This window comes from Streptomyces flavofungini, assembly GCF_030388665.1.
GTDB lineage: Bacteria > Actinomycetota > Actinomycetes > Streptomycetales > Streptomycetaceae > Streptomyces > Streptomyces flavofungini_A.
Map to the genome: position 1 here is coordinate 8,725,436 of NZ_CP128846.1, position 19,755 is coordinate 8,745,190.

A 19,755-nucleotide genomic window follows, 5' to 3' on the forward strand; every position below is an offset into this window, starting at 1 on the left:
GCGGTCCGCCTACCGCCGAACTCCTCGGTACGTCCTGCCGCCCCGGCGCGGCAGCGCCTCAGGCACCTCCTCGGGCGTCGCCGTCGTCTCCACCGCCAGGTGCAGTTCGGCCCTGGTGGTCGCCGACGACAGCTCCAGGTCCAGGAGCTTGCCGCACTCGGCGAGCCAGGCCGTGAGGGTGGACCGGTGCAGCCCCAGCTCGGCGGCAGCGGGCGCGGTGCGGCCCCGGTGCCGCAGCCAGCAGCGCAGGGTGATGCGGAAGCGGGTGTCCAGCGGTTCGAGCAGCCCCGACGCCCAGCGGACGGCGTCCTGCCTGCTGAGCAGTTCGGTGGGCAGGGGCGGGTCGGTGCGGAGCCGGGGCGGCGCGGTCGACCGGGCCGGAGGCACGGGCAGGACCGGGGCGGTCATCGGGGCGGCGGCCTGCGTGGACACCGGCAGGGGAGCGGCCGGGGCACGCAGCGCGAGCAGCAACTGCGCCTGCACGGTGGGGTGGTCGAGATCCACGGCCAGGAGGGCCGCGGCGGCCCGCAGTCGCGCGCGCACCGTCCCCTCGGACACATCGAGGGCGGGCGCGGCCGTCAGCGCCGAGCCCGATCGCAGCCACGCCTCCAGGGTCCGGCGCTGCTCCCGGTCCAGGGGCCGCAGCACGGCCGCGGACCAGACGCCGAGGCGGTCGGCAGGCACGACCCGGAGCAGCCCGTCGGCGCCGAGGCCGCTCGCGACGGCCAGGCGGCCCGGGGTGGCGCCGTGCCGGGCGGCACCCGCCTCGGCCCAGGCGGTGGCGAACATGTCGAGGGGGGCGGGCTCCGCCGCGCCCCCGGCCAGCTGGTGCCGTTCGGCGATGCGCGTGATGAGCGTGCGCGCCGACGTGTGGTCGTCCTGTCCGCCGTGGCGGGCGACGGCCACCAGCTCCGTCCCCTCGAGGCAGACCAGCATCCGGGGGCCGCCGAGCACCGCTCCGGGCTGCGCCGCGCGCCACAGGGTCTGGTAGGCGGCGTGCACGGTGCGCCCGGTGAGGCGGTAGACCGTGGCGTGCGTCGCGGTGCCGTCGCCCAGGACGGAGACGGCCAGGGCGTGCTGGCCGTGCAGCAGGAGGTTCAGCACGGCGGCGTGCAGGCGCTGCTCGGTGCCGCGCACGTCGTCCGCCCGCCTGGCCCGTACCCGCAGCAGGTCGGCGGTGGCCTGCGCGATGAGCGCGACGTGGGCACCGGGTGTCCGCCCGGGTCCGACGACGAGCACGGAGCCGGAGGCGTCGCCCACGTGCCGGACGGTGAGGTGCGCGTGCGCCTGGGGGTGGGCGGCGGCCCGCTCCCCGTCGGGGCCCGCCGTGCGGGGGGTGCTGTGGACGGCGCCGACCGAGGGGTCCACGAGGACGGCCCAGCCGTCGGCGAGCGCGGCGGCCTCGGCGACGAGGACGGCCCCCGAGCGTGCCGCCGCCCGCGTCAGGCGCTGCGCCCATTGGCCCGACGGGTCCTGTGCGGCGGGGGTGGGCGCGGGTCCCGCGGGGTGCTGCGGGCGGCCCGCGCCCCCCGTCGTCATGAGATCCGGGCGACCCCGCCCCACCCTGCCCGCTCCGTGAGCCGGCCGGTGGTGGCGTCGGGCCGCCAGTTGGGCCAGGACACATAGCCGGGCTCGACGAGTTCGAGGCCGTCGAAGAAGGCGATCGTCTGCTCCGGCTCCCGGAAGATGTAGGGGATCGCGCCGGAGTTGTTGTACTCCTCCTGGACCTCCCGGTGCCGCTCGTCCGCGGCGGTGGAGTGGCTCAGGGACACGTAGCTGCCCGAGGGCAGCCGGGCCACGAGCCGGCGCACCAGCGACAGCGTCTCGTCCCAGTCCACGATGTGACCGAGGACGTCATTGATCACTAAGGCGATGGGCCGGGCCATGTCCAGGGTCTTGGCGGCGCCCTCCAGGACGGCGTCGGTGTCCCGCATGTCCGCGAGTACGTAGTCCATCGCGCCCTCGGGCGTGCTCTTGCGCATCGCGTGGACGTGCAGCAGGACGAGCGGGTCGTGGTCGACGTACACCACGCGGCAGTCGGGCGCGATGCGCTGGGCGACCTCGTGGGTGTTGTTGGCCGTGGGCAGCCCGGCGCCGACGTCGAGGAACTGCCTGATGCCCGCCTCCCGCGCCAGCCAGGTGACGCTGCGGATGAGGAAGCCGCGGGACTCCTGGGCCATCGGCTCGATCATGGGGTACTTGTCGCGGTAGGCGTCACCGGCGGCCTGGTCCGCGGGGAACCAGTCCTTGCCGCCCAGCCAGTAGTTCCAGACCCGCGCGCTGTGGGCGACGGACGTGTCGATCTGCAGGGGGTCTGTCGGCTCGGTCATGACAGTGCCTCTTTCGACTTGTCGGGGTGGAGGGCGGTGGCGCAGGAGTAGTCAAGGAGCAGGCGGTAGTCGGTCACGGTCGTGGGCGCGTCCCAGATGTCGGCGGCGCCGACCGGGCCGCCCTCCCGGACCACCCGGTCGGGGATCTCCGGTGCCTCGACGCGGTAGATGGTGATGGCCGGCTTTCCGGTGAGGGCGTGCGGGGGGCCGTCGAGGGGGTGGACCTGCAAGGTCACGTCCGTCCGCTCGGCGGCGGCCCGCAGGGCCGTCAACTGCTCGGTCATGACCCGGTCGTCGCCGACGCGGGTGTGCAGGGCCACGGCCGACATCAGCGCCCAGATCCGGGTCTGCTGGGTCCGCAGCCGCTCCTGGCGCACCATCAGGAGTTCGGTGCGGGCCTCCTTGGCGGCGGCCGACAGGTCGGGTCGCAGGGCGTCGTCGACGGCGCGGGCGTAGTCCCGGGTGCGTAAGAGGGCGGGGACGAGGGCCGGTTCCCAGGCGCGGATGATGCTGGTCGCGGATTCCACACTCATCAGGTCGAGTTGCCAGGGGTCCATGACCGTGCGCCACGGATGCCACCAGCCGGGCAGGTTGGCGGTCGCGAGCTTACCGAGGAACTCCTCGATCTCCGCGTCAGGTGCCCCGTACGCCCCGAGCAGCGAGCGGACCTGGCCCTCGTCCAGGGACGTCTGGGCCTGCTCGATCCGGCGGACCGTGACCGGGTGGGCGCCGAGGGCGTCCGCGGCCTGTTTGCGCGACAGCCCCGCCGCCTCGCGAAGGATCTTGAGCCGGGTGGCCAGAACGAGATGCGCGAGGGTCGGACCTGACCTTTCGCGGGCCAAGGACCCTCCTTCCGACACTCTCCGCAACTTGCGGACAGTGCACACCTTGTCGCTTGCAATCTGTGTGCGCAACCCTTTGAGTATGTCCATGGCGACAGCCGACGGGAAACCGGTCAAGTCGCCGTGCACTGCCTGAGCTTGCTTCGGCTGGAGTTGACGTGTCGGCGAGCCCGAGAGAGAGCGCGTCGGCACACCATGCGGCTGTGAGCCCCGTCGAGGGACATCACCAACTCCTCGGGCAGAAGGGGGAGATGACATGCTGACACTGGGCATGCTGGTCGGCAGGGCGGAGCTGGAGCTCGCCTTCGCCGGAGGTGTCGACGCTGCCCGGTTCGAGGCAGTCGGTGTGGCCGGATTGACGGCCCTCACCGTGTCGCAGCTGCTGGAGGGCGAGCCCCAGCGGCGCCTCGATGCCGGATGCCTCGTCCTGGTCACCGGGCTTCAGTTCCGCTCCCGGGGCCGGGCGGAGGTCGCCCTGGAGACCCTCGTGGAGCAACTGGCCCTGGACAAGTGCGCCGGCCTCGTGGTGAGCGTCCCGCCCGGCGCCCACCAGCCGCTGCCCCAGCCGATCCGCGATCTGTCCCACGCGCTCTCCGTCCCTGTGCTCGTCACCACCGGCCCGCTGCGGGAGTGGGCCAAGACGCGCCACCGCCTCCAGGAGAGCCGCCTCGCCGGGGCCGAATGGCGCGCAAGCCAGCTGAGCACGCTGGTGCAGCAGGTACCGTCCGAGCTCGCCGACCCCCGCGCGATGCAGCGCATCACGGACTGGCTCGCCCGCGCCCTGCAGGTGCAGGTCCTCGTCAGCGACCCGCACCGGGTGCTCGCCGCCTCACCGGCCACGGCCGCCGAGGCGCTGGCCCCGGCGATCATCCACAGCTCCGTCGACGGCGCGGCGTCCGGCCGCACGTCCGGGCCGCACACCCGGCTCATATCCCTCGGTCCCGCGCGCGGCGCGGGCACGGTCCTCGCCGTCGCCCGCGGCACGGCCCCCTTCGACGACGCGGAGGTGCGCCTCCTCGGGCACGCCGCGAAGCTGCTCGGCCTGCTCGACCAGGCCCGCAGGGAATACCGCGCGGCCGCGGAGACCTCCCGCGCGGCCCGCAGGGCGGCGGTGGAACTCCTCCTCGACGGCGAGGTGGACAAGGCCCGCAGGGTGCTCGCCGCCCAGGCGCCCGGTCTGCTCGACGCCGACACCGTCCGCGTCTTCGTCGTCGACGTGCCGTGCGCCCACCGGGACGTCGCGGTGCGCCGGTGCGAGGTCGCCATGGAGGGCCGCGCCCTGGTGATCGCCGACCCGCGCGCCGACCGGCGGATCCTGGTGGTGCAGCCGGTCCACCCGGGCCGCGCCGACGACGGCGTGGGCGCCGACCTGACGCGGCTGGTCGCCGCCCTCGGTGCCGAGGCCTCCGTCGGCGGCAGCGGCGTCTACTCGATGTCCCTGCTCGCCGACGCGCTCCGGGAGGCCGGCGCCGCCCAGGGGTTCGCCCTGCTGCAACCGGACGCGGCCGCGCTCGCCGCGCCGAACACGGACCTGATCAGCCTGCTCCCGCCGCGCGACGCGCAGGTGTGGGCGAGAGAGCTGCTCGACCCCCTGATGCGCCACGACGGCCAGTGGGAGCAGATGCGCGAGACCCTGTCGATGGCCCTCGCTCACCCCTACACCGTCGCCGCGCGGCGGCTGAACCTGCACCGCAACACCGTCACGCGCCGCGTGGCCCGGGCCGCTGAGGCGCTGCGCGTCGACTTCGCCTCCGTCGCCGACCGGATAGCCGTCGGCCTCGCCCTGGAGCTGGTCACGCACCGGGAGCCGCCGCGGTCCCTGACGCCGGGCGCGTACGCGCCGACCCTTCAGTCCCTCCTCGCCTCGCCCCAGGTCACGGCGTGGGCGGACACCCTGCTGCGGTCGGCCAGGGGTGACCGCAGGGACCTGCTCACGACCGCCACGGTGTGGCTCACCCACGAGGCGCACCTGGAGCCGGCCGCGCGGGCCCTCGGCCTCTCGGAGGCCACCGTGCGCTCCCACCTGCGCGCCCTGGAGGCGCACATGTCCCGGGACCTCGGGTCCCTCAGCGGCCTGCGCGACCTGCAGTTCGCCCTGCACGTCGCGACCGGGAAGGTCGAGATCGCGGAGCCCCGCGGCGTCCTGGTGCAGGCGACGTGACCCCCCGGGGTCTCCTCGCGTCACGGGGGGGGCGCGAGGAGACCCCGGGGGGCGCGGCACAGGACGCACCCGAAGAACAGCGTCACGGGAGGCTCACGAAAAACGGAGGCATCGCGCACCCTGACTGGGTACGCTGTACGCTATTCATGCCGGACAGCTGTGCGAGCCGTACCAAGGAGCCCCCGTGAAGGTCACCCCCGCAGACAGCCACACCCTGATCCAGGTCCGCGGAGCGCGGGAGAACAACCTCAAGAACGTCTCCCTCGACCTGCCCAAGCGGCGCCTCACCGTGTTCACCGGAGTCTCCGGCTCCGGCAAGTCCTCGCTCGTCTTCGCCACCATCGCCGCCGAGTCGCAGCGCCTGATCAACGAGACGTACACCGCCTTCATCCAGTCGTTCATGCCGAGCGTGGGCCGCCCCGACGTCGACGAGCTGCGCAACCTCAGCGCCGCGATCGTCGTCGACCAGGAGCGCATGGGCGCCAACTCCCGCTCCACGGTCGGCACCGCCACCGACGCGTACACGATGCTGCGGATCATCTTCAGCCGCCTCGGCGAGCCGAACATCGGCACGTCCGGAGCCTTCAGCTTCAACCTGCCCGACGGCATGTGCCCCGAGTGCGAGGGCACCGGCGAGGTCTCGACCGTCGACGTGGACCAGCTCCTGGACCGCGAGAAGTCCCTCAACGAGGGCGCCCTGACCCTCCCGTACTACGCGGTGGACTCCTGGAGCTGGCAGATCATGGTCAACTCCGGCTTCTACGACCCCGACAAGAAGCTCAAGGACTTCACCGAGCAGGAGTGGGCCGACCTCCTGCACAAAGGCCCGGTCAAGGTGAAGGTCGGCTCCAACGGCTTCACGTACGAAGGCCTCGTCGCGAAGATGCAGCGCACCTGGCTCGCCAAGGACCGCGACGGACTCCAGCCGCACATCAGGGCCTTCGTCGACCGCGCCGTGGTCTTCCGGCATTGCCCGCTCTGCGAGGGCGCCCGCCTCACCCAGGAGGCGCTCTCCTCGCGGATCGGCGGCGTGAACATCGCCGAGTGCTCCGCGATGCAGATCAACGACCTCGCCGACTTCATCCGCTCCATCGAGGACACCGGCACCGCCCCGCTGCTCGCCAACCTCCTCGACCTGCTCGACTCGCTCACCGAGATCGGCCTCGGCTATCTCAGCCTCGACCGTCCCTCGGGGACCCTCTCCGGCGGCGAGGCCCAGCGCGTGAAGATGGTCCGCCACCTCGGCTCCAGCATCACCGACGTCACGTACGTCTTCGACGAGCCGACGATCGGCCTGCACCCGCACGACATCCAGCGCATGAACGACCTGCTCCTGCGCCTGCGCGACAAGGGCAACACCGTGCTCGTCGTCGAGCACAAGCCGGAGGTCGTCGCGATCGCCGACCACGTCGTGGACATCGGCCCCGGCGCGGGCACGGCGGGCGGCGAGATCTGCTATACGGGCGACGTGGCGGGCCTGCGCGCCTCGGGCACCCTCACCGGCCGCCACCTCGACCACCGCGCCCGGCTCCGTGACACCGTCCGCACCCCCAAGGGGCACCTGTCCATCGAGGGCGCCGACGCGCACAACCTCAAGGACGTCTCCGTGGACGTGCCGCTCGGTGTCCTCACCGTCGTCACCGGCGTGGCCGGGTCCGGCAAGAGCTCGCTGATCCACGGCTATCTGTCCGGGCGGGACGGTGTGGTGGTCGCCGACCAGTCCCCGATCCGCGGCTCGCGCCGCTCGAACCCGGCGACGTACACGAACCTGCTCACTCCGATCCGCAACGCCTTCGCCAAGGCCAACGGCGTCAAGGCGGCCCTGTTCAGCGCCAACTCGGAGGGCGCCTGCCCCAAGTGCAACGGCCTCGGGCTCGTCTACACCGACCTGGCCATGATGCAGGGCGTCGCCTCCGTCTGCGAGGAGTGCCAGGGCGAACGCTTCACCCCGGAGGTCCTCACCTACCGCCTCAACGGCAAGAACATCAGCGAGGTCCTCGGCATGTCGATCGCCGAGGCGTACGACTTCTTCCCCTCGGGCCAGCCGCACACCATCCTCGGCCGCCTCGCCGACGTCGGCCTCGGCTATCTGCGCCTCGGCCAGCCCCTGAACACCCTCTCCGGCGGCGAGCGCCAGCGCCTGAAGCTCGCCATCCACATGGCCGAGAAGTCCTCCACGTACATCCTCGACGAGCCGACCACCGGCCTGCACCTGGCCGACGTGGACAAGCTCCTCGCGCTCCTCGACCGGCTCGTCGACGACGGCAACTCGGTCATCGTCATCGAGCACCACCAGGCCGTCATGGCCCACGCCGACTGGATCATCGACCTCGGCCCGGGCGGCGGCCACGACGGCGGCGAGATCGTCTTCACCGGCACGCCCGCCGAACTGGTAACGAACGGCGACACCTTGACGGCCCGTCATCTCCGGGAATACGTCGGGTCCTGATCGCCGTGGTGGGCGGGGCGTCGACCGGCGGCCCGCCCACCACACCCGGGTGTGACCCAGGACACGACCATGGACCACTCACTTCTCGGCGTGCGAGCGGTCATCCCTGCACGTCCCGCGCGGCGGTTCCGGCGGCCCCGTGCCGCCGGAGTCCCGCGCCTTCGAGGTGAGGAGAGGCGTGGCCATGGGCACGAGGACGAACGCGGAGCGGATGCTCGGCTGGGTGGAGGCGGAGCGACTCGGCGTCGCCGACCTCCTCGCCGATCTCGACGACGCCGAATGGAAGGCGCCCTCGCTCTGCGCGGGCTGGACGGTGCGGGACGTCGCCGCCCATCTGACGCTGTCCACGCGCACGACGTGGCGCATGGTGCTCGGCGGCGCCCTGCGCGCCCGCGGGGACTGGAACCGCATGGAGGCCGAGTTCGCCGTGCGGCGTGCGGCGGCGTTCCCGCCCGCCGAACTGATCGCCCAGATCCGGGAGACGGCGGGGTCGCCCCGCCGGGCCCCCATGGCGGCCCCCGCGGATCCCCTGGTCGACTTCCTCGTCCACGGACAGGACATCGCGCGCCCGCTCGGACGCACCAGAGCCATGCCCGCGGAGCCGACGGCGGCGGCCCTCGACCACGTCGTGGGCAGCCCGTTCTACGGCGCCCGCAAGCGCCTGCGCGGCCTGCGCCTGATCGCCACCGACGCGGACTGGTCGACGGGCGACGGGGCGGCCGGTGCGGAGGAGGTGCGGGGCCCGGCGGCCGACCTGCTCCTCCTGGCGACCGGGCGTCCCGCCGGGCTCGCGGGGGTGTCCGGGCCGGGTGCCGCGCGTCTGGCGGCGGTGCTCTAGCGCCTCGCGCGCGACCGGTGCTTGTGGGGCGGGAAGGGAGGGGCGGTGGCGGGGGACCGGTGCGATCACGCCATTCGTGTCAGCGACTGTCGCGAAGAATTCCGGGGAGAGCTGCGGCCCCTGCGAGGTCATGGGGTACGACGGTCACGGGGGAGCGTCACAAACCGGCCGTGATGCCGAACTCGGGGGCGTCCGGCGCGAAGTTGGCCGAACCGGGCATGTCCCAGATGCTTGCATGGGGCATGAAGTGAGGGTCGGGACACCGCACCACCCGTCCGAGCGCATCGGAGGCCCCCATGGCGCAAGCCGCCCCCTTCCCTCAGGACCGCACCTGCCCCTACCACCCGCCCGCCGGATACCGGCCGTCGAGCGGTCAGGGCCCGGTCAGCCGCGTCACCCTCTACGACAACACCGAGGCCTGGCTCGTCACCGGGCACGCCGAGGCCCAGGCCCTCCTCACCGACCGCCGCCTCTCCACCGACCGGCAGAATCCCGCCTTCCCGATGATCGCCGCACGCTTCGAGCTCTCCCGCCGCGAACCCCTGGCCCTGCTCGGTGTCGACGACCCGCTGCACAACAAACAACGCCGCATGCTCATCCCCGCGTTCGGGGTGAAACAGGTGGCGGCGATGCGCCCGCGCATCCAGCACATCGTCGACGGACTCCTCGACGCCGTCGTCGCCCAGGGGCCACCGGCCGAGCTGGTCTCCGCGTTCGCCCTGCCCGTGCCGTCCATGGTGATCTGCGAACTCCTGGGTGTCCCGTACGCCGACCACGACTTCTTCGAAGACGCCGCCCGCCGCATCCTGCGGGGCGCCACGGCCGAGGAGTCGGAGGCGGGCCGCGTCGAACTCCTCGACTACCTGGGCGACTTGGTCGACCGCAAGGCCAAGGCGGCCGACGGCGGCACGGGTCCGGGCGCCGCGGCCGATGCCACCCCCGACGGCGTACTCGACGAGCTGGTCCGGGAACGGCTGCGCGACGGCAGTCTGGACCGCGACGAACTCGTCCGCATCGCCCTCATCCTGCTCGTCGCCGGGCACGAGACCACCGCCAACATGATCTCGCTCGGCACCTTCACCCTGCTCGAACACCCCGACCAGCTCGCGGCTCTGCGCGCGGATCCGGACCTGACCCGCGACGCCGTCGAGGAACTGCTGCGCTTCCTGTCCATCGCGGACGGGCTCGTACGCGTCGCCACCGAGGACATCGAAGTGGCCGGGCAGACCATCCGCGCCGACGAGGGCGTGGTCCTCGCCGCCTCCACCATCAACCGCGACACCGCCGTCTACCCCGACCCCGACGACCTCGACGTGCGCCGCAGTGCCCGGCACCACCTCGCGTTCGGCTTCGGCATCCACCAGTGCCTCGGCCAGAACCTCGCCCGCGCCGAACTGGAGATCGCCCTGCGGTCCCTGCTCGCCCGCCTCCCCGACCTGCGGCTCGCCGTCCCCGCGGCCGAGATCCGGATGAAGCCCGGCGACACGATCCAGGGCCTGGTCGAACTCCCCGTCACCTGGGGGCGCGGCTGATGCGCGTCACCATCGACACGGACGTGTGCATCGGCGCGGGCCAGTGCGTCCTGACGGCACCGAAGGTCTTCACGCAGGACGACGACGGCTTCAGCGAACTGCTCCCCGGCAGTGAGGACGGGGCGGGCGACCCGATGCTGCGGGAGGCGGCGCGGGCCTGCCCGGTGCGGGCGATCACCCTGCACACGGAGACGTTCCCGAGGGAGGGCCGGCACACCGAGGCCTGAGCGGCCACCGAGGCCTGAGCGGCCGAGCGGAGACCGCCGTGCCGACCCCGAAGTCCGACGGGGGGCGGCACGACGGCTCCGGCCGATCGTCGGCGTACGTGCCGCGCCTGCCTGGCCCGAACGCCAGGTCACTGCCCTGGCCTGGGACACTGGTGCGATGCGCATCCGAGCCCCGCACCACGGTGAGTTGACCCGCCTCCAGGACATCGAACGGGCCGCCGGTCGCTGCTTCCGTGACATCGGCATGCCGGAGATCGCCGACGACGCACCGCCCACCCTCGACGAACTCGCGGGTCACCGACGGGCCGGGCTCGCCTGGGTGGCCGTGGACCCCGCCGATCCCGCCGAGGTGCCGGTGGCCTACCTCCTCGCCGACCGCGTCGACGGCGACCTGCACGTCGAGCAGGTGTCCGTGCACCCCGACCACGCCCGCCACGGCATCGGCCGCTGTCTCCTGGACCACCTCGCCGACCGCGCCGCGGCCGACGCGGTCCCCGCGCTCACCCTCACCACCTTCAGGGACGTGCCGTGGAACGCCCCCTACTACGCGCGGTGCGGCTTCGTGCTCCTCGACGACGCCGAGCTGGGCCCGGGGCTGCGGGCCGTCCGGGAGAAGGAGGCCGCGCACGGCCTGGACCGCTGGCCCCGGGTGTGCATGCGACGCCCCGTGCCGCCGCCCGCCGCGCCTCTCCGGTAGGCGTGGGAGGGGCGGGAGGAAGAAGGGGAGCGGCGAGGGGCGAAAACCGGCCGCAGTGGGCCAGGCCGGGGTCTGTGACGGTCGGAGGGCTTCATACCGAGTTGGTCTGGACCTATCATCGGTCGGCATGAGCGGGCGAGCGTACGCCCTCGGGCCGGGGCGGGCGCCTCGGCTCCGACAGGACGTCCCGCTTGCGGGAGCCACGCCGCGCGCCGTTCAGCACGCAGAGGGACCTCTCCTCCCTGTTCCCGTCCTTCCCCCTCGGCACAAGGAGAGATCACGCATGTCCTCACCGTCCCGTCCCCCTCACTCCGCTCACCCGGCTCACTCCGCCGCCTCCCCTCACGCCGCCGACTCCTCGTCCCCGCCCCCGTCTCCCTCTCCTCACACCTCCGTACCGACGGGCACCCCGCGCCGCCGCGCCCTCGCGGCCGCCGCCGGACCCCAACCCGGCGCTGACGTCGGCCTGTTGGTCCTGCGCCTCGCGGTCGGCCTCACCATGGCCGCCCACGGCTCGCAGAAGCTCTTCGGCTGGTTCGACGGCAACGGCCTCGACGCCACCGCGGCCTTCTTCGCCTCCGACGGCTACAAGGCCGCCAAGACGATGGCCTGGGTCGCCGCGCTCACCGAGACCCTGTGCGGCCTGGGCCTCGCGATCGGCCTGCTCACCCCGCTCGCGGGCGCCGGGATCCTCGGCATCATGCTCAACGCCATGGCCGTGAAGTGGGGCGGCGGCTTCTTCAGCCCCGAGGGCGTCGAGTACGACATCGTGCTCCTGGCCGGCGCGGTGTCGGTGGCCCTCGCGGGGCCCGGCCGCCTCGCCGCCGACGAACTCCTCCCGGTCCTGCGGGACCACCGGTTCGCACGCGGGGTCGCGGCCGTTGTGCTCGGCGCGGTGTCGGCGGCGTTCGTGCTGGTGGTGCTCCGCGACTGAGGCGGTCACGGCTGCCCCCGCGCTCCCGTGCCCAAGGCACTGCAGGCGGCTTCCGCGACCCGGCCCGGGGTCACGTCCGCCGGGCCGTGGGCCAGGAAGCCGTCGGCAGTGCCGCTGAACGTGATGCGGCCCGAACGGAGGACGGTGACGTGGTGCGCCTCGGCCGCGAGGTCGATGACGCGGTGCGCCGCGGTCGGTCGCGGCTGTTGATTCAGCCCCGCTTGCCGAGGCCTTCTCTCCGACGCGCCGGCTGTGATGGGCTGGGTGGCAGAGTTCGCTGAGGGGGAGGGTGAAGCCGGGTGGGGCGCCGTGAGAAACCGATCGATCCCGGGGCGGGGCCGGTACAGGGATCCGCCTTCGCCCTGCGCACACCACGCGGGGAGGCAGGTAGTCCGCCCTACCGGGCCATGGGCGCCGAAGAGATCCACGCCGCCAACGTCGGCACCGCGCCCAAGCTCAACGGCCGGGTCACGCTCGTTGACCACGACCCCCGCTGGCCCCTGGTCTTCGCCGCCGAGGCCGCACGCGTCGGCGGCGCGCTCACGGACCTCCGGCACACGATCGAGCACGTGGGGTCCACGTCGGTGCCCGGTCTGCCCGCCAAGCCGGTCATCGACATGCTCCTGACTGTCCCGGACCCGGGGGAGGAGGCGACGTACGTGCCCGTGCTCGAACAGCTCGGCTACACCCTCGCCATCCGGGAGCCCGACTGGTACCAACACCGAGTGCTGCGCCGGTACGACCTCGCGCCCGGCGCCGCGTCGGCGAACCTGCACGTGTTCCCGGCCGGCTGCGAGGAGACCGCTCGCATGCTCCGGTTCCGGGACTGGCTGCGCGCCCACGACGACGACCGTGATCTGTACGCCCGTACCAAGAGGGCGCTGGCGGAGCGGACATGGGAGTACCTGCAGAACTACGCCGACGCCAAGACGGGCGTGGTCGAGGAGATCCTGGCGAGGGCGGCGGGCGCGGGCGAGGAGGCCGTCGACCCGCCGGGTGCCGACGAGCCGGGCGCACGGGATGCCGAAGGGCCGGGTGCCGAGCGCTGAGCGCCGAGCACTGGCCCCTGTTCCCCGGTCACGGACGACCGCGGGGACTACCATCGCGTCATGCGACCGGCTCGTTACAGCGACGAAGACCTCGAACAGCACTCCCTGCGGCGAAGGGTCGCGGACGACGGCCAGCGCTCGGGGTTCGAGCACGACGTCGACCGGATCCTGTACTCCACGCAGTGGCGCGCGCTCGCGGGCAAGAGCCAGGTCGTCGCCAGCGGTGAACTCGGCGCCTACCACACCAGGCTGACCCACTCGATGAAGGTCGCCCAGCTCGGGCGGAGGATGGCCGAGCGTCTGGAGCGGCGCTACGGCGGCCCCAACCCGGCGCTCGTCGAGGCGGCCTGCATGGCGCACGACATCGGGCACCCGCCCTTCGGCCACGCCGGCGAGACCGCGCTGCGGGCGACGATGGACGAGCTGCGCGCCGTCGGCGGGGCGCTCGACAGCTTCGAGGGCAACGCGCAGACCCTGCACATCCTCACCTTCCTGGCCGCGCACAAGTACCCCGGCCACCGCGGCCTGCACCTGACCCGGGCCTGCCTGGACGCCGCGACCAAGTACCCCTGGGAACGCGCGCCGCGCGACGTCGACCCCGCACGGCACACCAAGTGGGGTGTCTACGCGGTCGACCGGCAGGCGTTCGCCTGGGTGCGGGCGGGCCGCGGCGACGACGCGGTGCCGGTCGAGGAGCAGGTCATGGACTGGGCCGACGACGTCACGTACGCCTGCCACGACGTGGAGGACTTCTACCGCACCGGGCTGATCCCGCTCGCCGCGCTCTTCCCGCCGCCGGGGGCCGCGGGCGGCGACACCGAGCGCGAGACGCGGCGCTTCCTGGACTACGTGCAGGCCAAGCGGCTGCGCGCCGGTGCCGCCTTCGACCGGGACGAGGCGGTGAGCCTGCTCGCCGACATCGCCAAGGCCCTTTCGGTGCCGGGGCCCTACGCGGGGCGGCACGCGGACGACGTCGCCGTCAACGCCCGGACCGCCAAGCTGATCGACCACTTCACCCGGGACATCGACCTCGAGGTCGGCGGCCCGGCGGCGATCCGGCACGGGGCGCGGCTCGTCGTCCCCGCCGAGCGCCGGGCCGCCTGCGACCTGCTCAAGGAGCTGGTCTGGTGCTACGTCATCGACCGCCCGGCCCTCGCCACCCAGCAGCACGGAAAGCGACGTGTCGTCTCCGAACTGCTGCGCTGGACCCATGAGTCGCCCGGACTCCTGCCCACCGACCGGGCCGAGGAGCTGGAGCTGCACGGCGACCCGCTGCGGGCCGCGGCCGACCACGTCGCGTCCCTGACCGAGGGCCAGGCCACGACTCTGCACCGCCGTCTGTCGGGCACCAGCCTGGGATCCGTGAGCGACGCAGGGTGGCTGTGAGCGTCCGAGCCGCCGGGCGTTCCTGCTGCGCGAGGCGGTCGGCGGTCGCCCGCGGCTCCGCCCTGTACTCTCGCGGGTCCGGTCGAGACCGCGGTCGAGCGCGTCGTACTCCGCCGCTTCGAGCAGGTCCACGACGGTGAGGGCCGGCCACCGCATCGCCATCGTGGTGTCCGTGGCGTCGGCAGGCGTGCGTCGAGACGTGCGCGGCGGTACTCGAGTCGCCGGTCACCAGGTAGTAGTGGACGCGCATCGAGGTGAGGGCGGGGCGGGCTGACTTGGCCCCACCATCACGCCGCCGGACAGCGCGTTCGTCACCTCCGGCGGTGATCCGGAAGCGTCCCACGAGCCCGAGCTGATCACCATCCGCACCCTCTGCGTGCCTGACCCGACTGCTGAGCGCTGTGCGCGTCAGCCGGGCCTGGGCGTCACCGCTTGAGCGCGAGGCCCCCGTGCTCGCCGATGGCCACCGGAGCGGGGGACCCGGGGGCCGGGCGCCAGAAGGGGACCGAGACGACGCCGGGGTCCAGGAGTTCCAGGCCGTCGAAGAAGGCCTCGATCTGGTCGACGGGGCGCAGGTAGTAGGGGACGGCGCCGGTTTCGTTGTAGGCGTCCTGGGCCTGTTCGTAGTCGGCGTCGACGCCCCGCGAACCGTCGTTGACGGAGAGGTAGCTGCCGGAGGGCAGTCCGTCGAGGAGGCGGGCGACGATGGTGCGTGCCTGTTGGTAGTCGGCGATGTGGCCCAGGATGTTGCTGAGGATCAGGGCGGTGGGGCGGCTGAAGTCCAGCGTCTCGGCCGCGGCCGCCAGGATGCGGTCGGGGTCGGCGAGATCGGCGTCCACGTAGGCTGTCGCGCCCTCCGGCGTCGAGGTGAGCAGGGCACGGGCGTGCGCGAGGACCATCGGGTCGTGGTCGGCGTAGACGATCCTGGTCTCGGGGGCGAGGCGCTGCGCCACCTCGTGGGTGTTGTCCACGGTCGGCAGGCCGGTCCCGATGTCCAGGAACTGCCGGATGCCCGCCTCCTCGACCAGGTACGTGATGTTGCGGGCCAGGAAGGCGCGGCTGCTGCGGGCGATGGTGACGATGCCGGGGTAGACGGCGCTGTAGGCGTCGCCGGCCGCCTCGTCGACGGGGTAGTTGTCCTTCCCGCCCAGCCAGTAGTTCCAGATCCGGGCCGAGTGCGGCACCGACGTGTCGATGTGCGGTTGCGCGGCCGGGCCGGGCGTCGTCGAGGGGTCGGTCATGGCACCGTCCGTCTTCTGCCGTGGCGTGAACTGTCTCACCGCACAAGGTACGTCCCGATGACCTTGTCGGGGACACCGGTACACGCTCCCGCGCGGGCGGTCTCGGGCATGGGCGGGCGGACGTCAGCGTTCCGGATCCGTCGCGACCGCGCCGCCGCTCCGCTCGCCGGTCCCCGGCGCGCTCGACTCCCGTACGACCAGCTCCGGTGCGAGCCGTATCGCCCGCTGCGGGGCCTCGCTGCGCCCGGCGAGGCGGCGGCTGAGCAACTGCGTCGCCTCCGCGGCCAGTTCGTCGACGGGCTGGCGGACCGTCGTGATGCCGGGGGCGGCGAGCGCGGCCATCGGGATGTCGTCGAAGCCGGTGACGGCGATGTCGCCGGGCACGTCCGCGCCGAGCTGCTGCAGACGCTGCAGCGCGCCGACCGCGATGAGGTCGTTGGCGCACACCAGCGCGTCCGGCCGGGCGTCCCACACCAGGTCGACGGCGGCCCGGCCCCACTCCACGGAGAAACCGCCGAGCGCGACCCGTCCGGGCGCGCCCGGATCGAGGAGGGCGGCCCCGGCCGCGTACGCCGCGTGCCGCTCGGCCGCTGCCGACGCCGTCCCGGCGGCGCCCAGATAGCAGACGCGGCGGCGGCCCGTCGCCGCCAGATGACCGAGGACGAGGGACATGCCCGCGGCGTTGTCGACCGCCACGGAGTCGGCGATGCCCGGGCCGCAGCCGCGGTCCATCAGGACCAGCGGCACCCGGGCGGCGGCCGCGGCGACCGCGTCCCGGCTGCGGTGCTCGTCGGCCGGGATGACGAGGAGGGCGTCGACGCGGCGGCTCAGCAGGTCGTCGATGTACTCGGCCTCGGCCCCGGGGTCGTCGTCGCAGTCGGCGAGCAGCACGGCGCGGCCCTCGGCGTGCAGGGCGTGGGTCAGCTCGCGCACCAGGGCGGGGTAGAACGGGTTGGTGATCTGCGGCAGGACCAGGCCGACGGTGCCGGTGGAGCGGCCGCGCAGGGCGCGGGCGGCCTGGTTGGGGCGGTAGCCGAGGGCCTCGGCGGCCTCGCGGACGCGGCGCGCCGTCTCCGGACCGACGGGGCGGGTCCCGGCGAGGACCCGGGAGACGGTGGCGACGGAGCAGCCGGAGGCCCGGGCCACGTCCCGCAGTGTCATGTCGGCCACGTCTCGGTCCCCCTTCGGTGCGTTTCGGAAAACGTTATCAACGGCTGCCGTTGGCGACCAGGGATTCTTTCGCCCCGGTGGGAGGTTGGGGCAGGCGCGCGCCACGGCGCGTGGATCGGGAAGTGCCGCAGGTCATTGACAGAATTTATACTCCTCCGGAAAGTCTTTGGAGAACGTTTTCCCGAGCGCCGCTCCGCGGTGGCAGCTCAGCCGAACAAAGAGGTTCCGCCGATGGCCCGAAAGATCATCCTCGACTGCGACCCCGGACATGACGACGCGATCGCCATGCTCCTCGCGCACGGCAACCCGGACGTCGAACTGGTCGCGGTCACCACGGTCGTCGGCAACCAGACCCTGGAGAAGGTCACCCGCAACGCCCTCTCCGTCGCCCGCATCGCCGACATCACCGGCGTCCCCTTCGCCGCCGGCTGCCCCCGCCCCCTGGTGCGCACGGTCGAGACGGCCCCCGAGATCCACGGCGAGAGCGGCATCGACGGCCCCGTCCTGCCCGAGCCGACCCTGGACCTCGACCCCCGCCACGCCGTCGACCTCATCATCGACACGGTCATGGCGCACGAGCCCGGCGAGATCACCATCGTGCCCACCGCGGGCCTGACGAACATCGCCCTCGCCGTGCGCAAGGAGCCGCGCATCGCCGAGCGCGTCCGCGAGGTCGTCCTCATGGGCGGCGGCTACCACACGGGCAACTGGAGCGCTGTCGCCGAGTTCAACATCAAGATCGACCCCGAGGCCGCGCACATCGTCTTCAACGCGGGCTGGCCCGTCACGATGGTCGGCCTCGACCTGACGCACCAGGCCCTCGCGACCCCGGAGGTCACCCGCCGCATCGCCGGGGTCGGCACCCGCCCCGCCGTCTTCGTGGGCGAACTTCTCGACTTCTTCGGCGCCGCCTACCGCGAGGCCCAGGGCTTCGAGCACCCTCCGGTGCACGACCCGTGCGCGGTCGCGTACGTCATCGACCCGAGCGTCATGACCGTACGCAAGGCACCCGTGGACATCGAGCTCACCGGCACCCTCACCCTCGGCATGACGGTCGCGGACTTCCGCGCGCCCGCCCCCGCCGACTGTCGCACCCAGGTCGCCGTCGACCTGGACCACGAGCGGTTCTGGGACCTGGTCGTGGACGCCCTCGAGCGGATCGGGGACGTGCCCGCGTGAACGCCTCCCTCGCCGAACCCGCACCGTCCGCCGCCTCTCCCGGCGGCCGACCCGGCCGACCCGTCCGTGTATGGGTCCTCGTCACCGCGCTCCTCGCGGCCTGCTTCGCCTTCCAGCTGAACGCGAGCATGCTCAGCCCCGCCCTCAAGAGCGTCGAGGACTCCCTCGACGCGACCTCCGCCGAGGTCGGCCTGACCCAGACGGCGTTCTTCACGTCCGCCGCGCTGTTCTCGCTCTTCCTGCCCCGCCTCGGGGACCTCATCGGCCGCCGCCGCGTCCTCGCCGCGATGATGGCGCTCATGGCCGTCGGCTGCGTCGTGGCCGCCCTCGCCCAGAGCGTGCCCATGCTGTTCGTCGGCCGCGTCATCCAGGGCGTGTCCGGGCCGACCGTGCCGCTCTGCCTGATCATGCTGCGCAACGAGGTCCACGAGCCGAAGCGGTACGGCACGCTCCTCGGCGTCATCACCGCCGTCAACGGCGGCATCGCGGGCGTCGACTCCATCGCGGGCGGCTCCCTCGCCGACCACTACGGCTTCCAGTCCGTCTTCTGGGTCATGGCCGTCGTCGCCGGACTCGCCATGGTCCTCGTCGTCACCCTCACCCCGGAGTCCACGGCTCGCGCCTCCGGCGCCGACAACCGCATGGACTGGCCGGGCGTGGCGCTCCTCGTCGTCTCCGTCGGCGCGGCCCTCATCGCCCTCAACGAAGCCGGAAAGCTCGGCAAGGCCGACTGGCCGCTCGTGGCCGTGCTCGCCGTCGTCGCCGCGCTCGCCTTCGCCGCGTTCTGGCGCGCCGAGGACCGCAGCGAGCACCCCCTCGTCGCGACCCGGCACCTGCGCCGGCGCTCCACGTGGGCACTGCTCCTGACCACGGTCCTGACGATGACGGGCGTCTTCGCCGTCATGAACGGCCTGATCCCCGCCTTCGCCCAGAACGCGGACGCCGGGTTCGGGATGAGCGCCGAGACGTCGGCCTGGTGGACCCTCACCCCGTACGCCCTCGCGGGCCTCGCCATGGGCCCCCTCGCCGGGCGCCTCGCCGCCACCCACGGCTACGGCAAGGTCCTGCGCCTCGGCCTCGTCGGCTCGGCCGCGACCGTAGCCCTGATGCTCGTGACCCTCCAGGCGGACTCCCGCGCGCTCCTGCTCGTCTCGTCGGTCCTCATCGGCGTCACCTACGCGGGAGTCGGCAACATCGTCCTCAACGGCCTCGGCATCGTCCTCTCCCCGAAGGAGAACCCGGGCTTCCTGCCGGGCCTGAACGCCGGCGCCTTCAACCTCGGCGCGGGCCTGAGCTTCGCCCTCCTGTACGCCGTCCAGACCGCCGTCGAACCGTCCGACAAGACGTCCACCGCGGGCTACTCGGCCGCCATGATCGCCGGGGTCGCCCTCATCGGGGCGGCGTTCCTGACGTCCTTCCTGATCCCCAAGCCGGTGGAGGCGGAGGCACACGAGTGAGGCCGGAGGGCCTGCGGCCGCGCGCCCAGGGTGGGAGGAGCGTGGTGAGGCGGTCTCTGCGACGTGCTCTTTGCGACGGGTCCCAGCGGTGTGACCTCAGCGGTGTGACCGCAGGGGTGTGACCTCAGCAGCGTGACCCCAGCGGTGCGATCCCTGTGATGCGGGCGCCCCATCCGCTCGGCGGGTGGGGCGCCCGCGTGCGTGCGGGTTCGGCGCCGGTGCCGGGGCGGGCGCCATGAGCCCGTGGGGCAGGATGGGCCTCG

The 19,755-nt window shown here is 73.1% G+C and carries 16 protein-coding genes; 11 read left to right on the forward strand and 5 right to left on the reverse strand.

Annotated elements, in window-relative coordinates; all coding sequences use genetic code 11:
• Positions 1 to 9: 9 nt before the first annotated feature.
• From QUY26_RS37855 to QUY26_RS37865, 3 genes are read right to left on the reverse strand one after another with little or no spacing between them, the layout of a single operon-like run.
• On the reverse strand, positions 10 to 1,539 hold the full coding sequence (locus tag QUY26_RS37855) for a helix-turn-helix domain-containing protein (RefSeq protein ID WP_289954836.1): 1,530 nt from the start codon (positions 1,537 to 1,539) through the stop codon (positions 10 to 12).
• The gene (locus tag QUY26_RS37860; protein ID WP_289954838.1) at positions 1,536 to 2,330 is read right to left on the reverse strand and encodes an SAM-dependent methyltransferase; all 795 of its coding nucleotides are present in this window, start codon (positions 2,328 to 2,330) and stop codon (positions 1,536 to 1,538) included. Before QUY26_RS37860 ends, QUY26_RS37855 begins: the two co-directional genes overlap by 4 nt.
• Complete coding sequence (locus tag QUY26_RS37865; RefSeq protein ID WP_289954840.1) at positions 2,327 to 3,172, reverse strand: helix-turn-helix domain-containing protein; 846 nt, start codon at positions 3,170 to 3,172, stop codon at positions 2,327 to 2,329. The genes QUY26_RS37860 and QUY26_RS37865 overlap by 4 nt, the downstream gene beginning before the upstream one ends.
• Before the next feature lie 256 nt (positions 3,173 to 3,428).
• Here QUY26_RS37865 and QUY26_RS37870 point away from each other — a divergent pair, with 256 nt between their 5' ends.
• The 9 genes from QUY26_RS37870 to QUY26_RS37910 all read left to right on the forward strand — a co-directional run bounded on the left by QUY26_RS37870 (position 3,429) and on the right by QUY26_RS37910 (position 14,445).
• Positions 3,429 to 5,333 carry a PucR family transcriptional regulator gene (locus QUY26_RS37870; protein ID WP_289954841.1) on the forward strand — a complete coding sequence of 635 codons (1,905 nt, stop codon included), beginning with the start codon at positions 3,429 to 3,431 and terminating at the stop codon, positions 5,331 to 5,333.
• 184 nt (positions 5,334 to 5,517) lie between these two features.
• Entirely contained in the window at positions 5,518 to 7,782 is a 2,265-nt protein-coding gene (locus QUY26_RS37875) for an excinuclease ABC subunit UvrA (RefSeq protein ID WP_289954843.1), read from the forward strand.
• Between the two features lie 184 nt (positions 7,783 to 7,966).
• Positions 7,967 to 8,620, forward strand: a complete 654-nt coding sequence (locus tag QUY26_RS37880) for a maleylpyruvate isomerase family mycothiol-dependent enzyme (RefSeq protein WP_289954845.1) — start codon at positions 7,967 to 7,969, stop codon at positions 8,618 to 8,620.
• A 296-nt stretch (positions 8,621 to 8,916) separates the two neighbouring features.
• Positions 8,917 to 10,152: a cytochrome P450 gene (locus tag QUY26_RS37885; RefSeq protein ID WP_289954847.1), complete on the forward strand. Its 1,236-nt coding sequence runs from the start codon at positions 8,917 to 8,919 to the stop codon at positions 10,150 to 10,152.
• On the forward strand, positions 10,152 to 10,379 hold the full coding sequence (locus QUY26_RS37890; protein ID WP_289954849.1) for a ferredoxin: 228 nt from the start codon (positions 10,152 to 10,154) through the stop codon (positions 10,377 to 10,379). Before QUY26_RS37885 ends, QUY26_RS37890 begins: the two co-directional genes overlap by 1 nt.
• A 157-nt stretch (positions 10,380 to 10,536) precedes the next feature.
• On the forward strand, positions 10,537 to 11,076 hold the full coding sequence (locus tag QUY26_RS37895) for a GNAT family N-acetyltransferase (protein WP_289954851.1): 540 nt from the start codon (positions 10,537 to 10,539) through the stop codon (positions 11,074 to 11,076).
• A gap of 283 nt (positions 11,077 to 11,359) precedes the next feature.
• Positions 11,360 to 12,010, forward strand: coding sequence for a DoxX family protein (locus QUY26_RS37900; protein ID WP_289954853.1), 651 nt, complete (start codon positions 11,360 to 11,362; stop codon positions 12,008 to 12,010).
• A gap of 407 nt (positions 12,011 to 12,417) precedes the next feature.
• The gene (locus QUY26_RS37905; RefSeq protein WP_289954854.1) at positions 12,418 to 13,059 is read left to right on the forward strand and encodes a GrpB family protein; all 642 of its coding nucleotides are present in this window, start codon (positions 12,418 to 12,420) and stop codon (positions 13,057 to 13,059) included.
• Positions 13,060 to 13,119: 60 nt separating this feature from the next.
• Positions 13,120 to 14,445: a deoxyguanosinetriphosphate triphosphohydrolase family protein gene (locus QUY26_RS37910; RefSeq protein ID WP_289954855.1), complete on the forward strand. Its 1,326-nt coding sequence runs from the start codon at positions 13,120 to 13,122 to the stop codon at positions 14,443 to 14,445.
• A 425-nt stretch (positions 14,446 to 14,870) separates the two neighbouring features.
• Here QUY26_RS37910 and QUY26_RS37915 read toward each other — a convergent pair whose 3' ends face one another.
• Together QUY26_RS37915 and QUY26_RS37920 are read right to left on the reverse strand one after the other, a co-directional pair.
• Complete coding sequence (locus QUY26_RS37915) at positions 14,871 to 15,686, reverse strand: SAM-dependent methyltransferase (RefSeq protein WP_289954857.1); 816 nt, start codon at positions 15,684 to 15,686, stop codon at positions 14,871 to 14,873.
• A 123-nt stretch (positions 15,687 to 15,809) separates the two neighbouring features.
• A complete protein-coding gene (locus tag QUY26_RS37920) occupies positions 15,810 to 16,847 on the reverse strand; it encodes a LacI family DNA-binding transcriptional regulator (protein ID WP_289956370.1) in 1,038 nt (345 codons plus the stop codon).
• A gap of 240 nt (positions 16,848 to 17,087) precedes the next feature.
• Here QUY26_RS37920 and QUY26_RS37925 point away from each other — a divergent pair, with 240 nt between their 5' ends.
• On the forward strand, positions 17,088 to 18,035 hold the full coding sequence (locus QUY26_RS37925) for a nucleoside hydrolase (protein WP_289954860.1): 948 nt from the start codon (positions 17,088 to 17,090) through the stop codon (positions 18,033 to 18,035).
• Entirely contained in the window at positions 18,032 to 19,492 is a 1,461-nt protein-coding gene (locus QUY26_RS37930; protein WP_289954863.1) for an MFS transporter, read from the forward strand. Before QUY26_RS37925 ends, QUY26_RS37930 begins: the two co-directional genes overlap by 4 nt.
• Positions 19,493 to 19,755 lie beyond the last annotated feature (263 nt).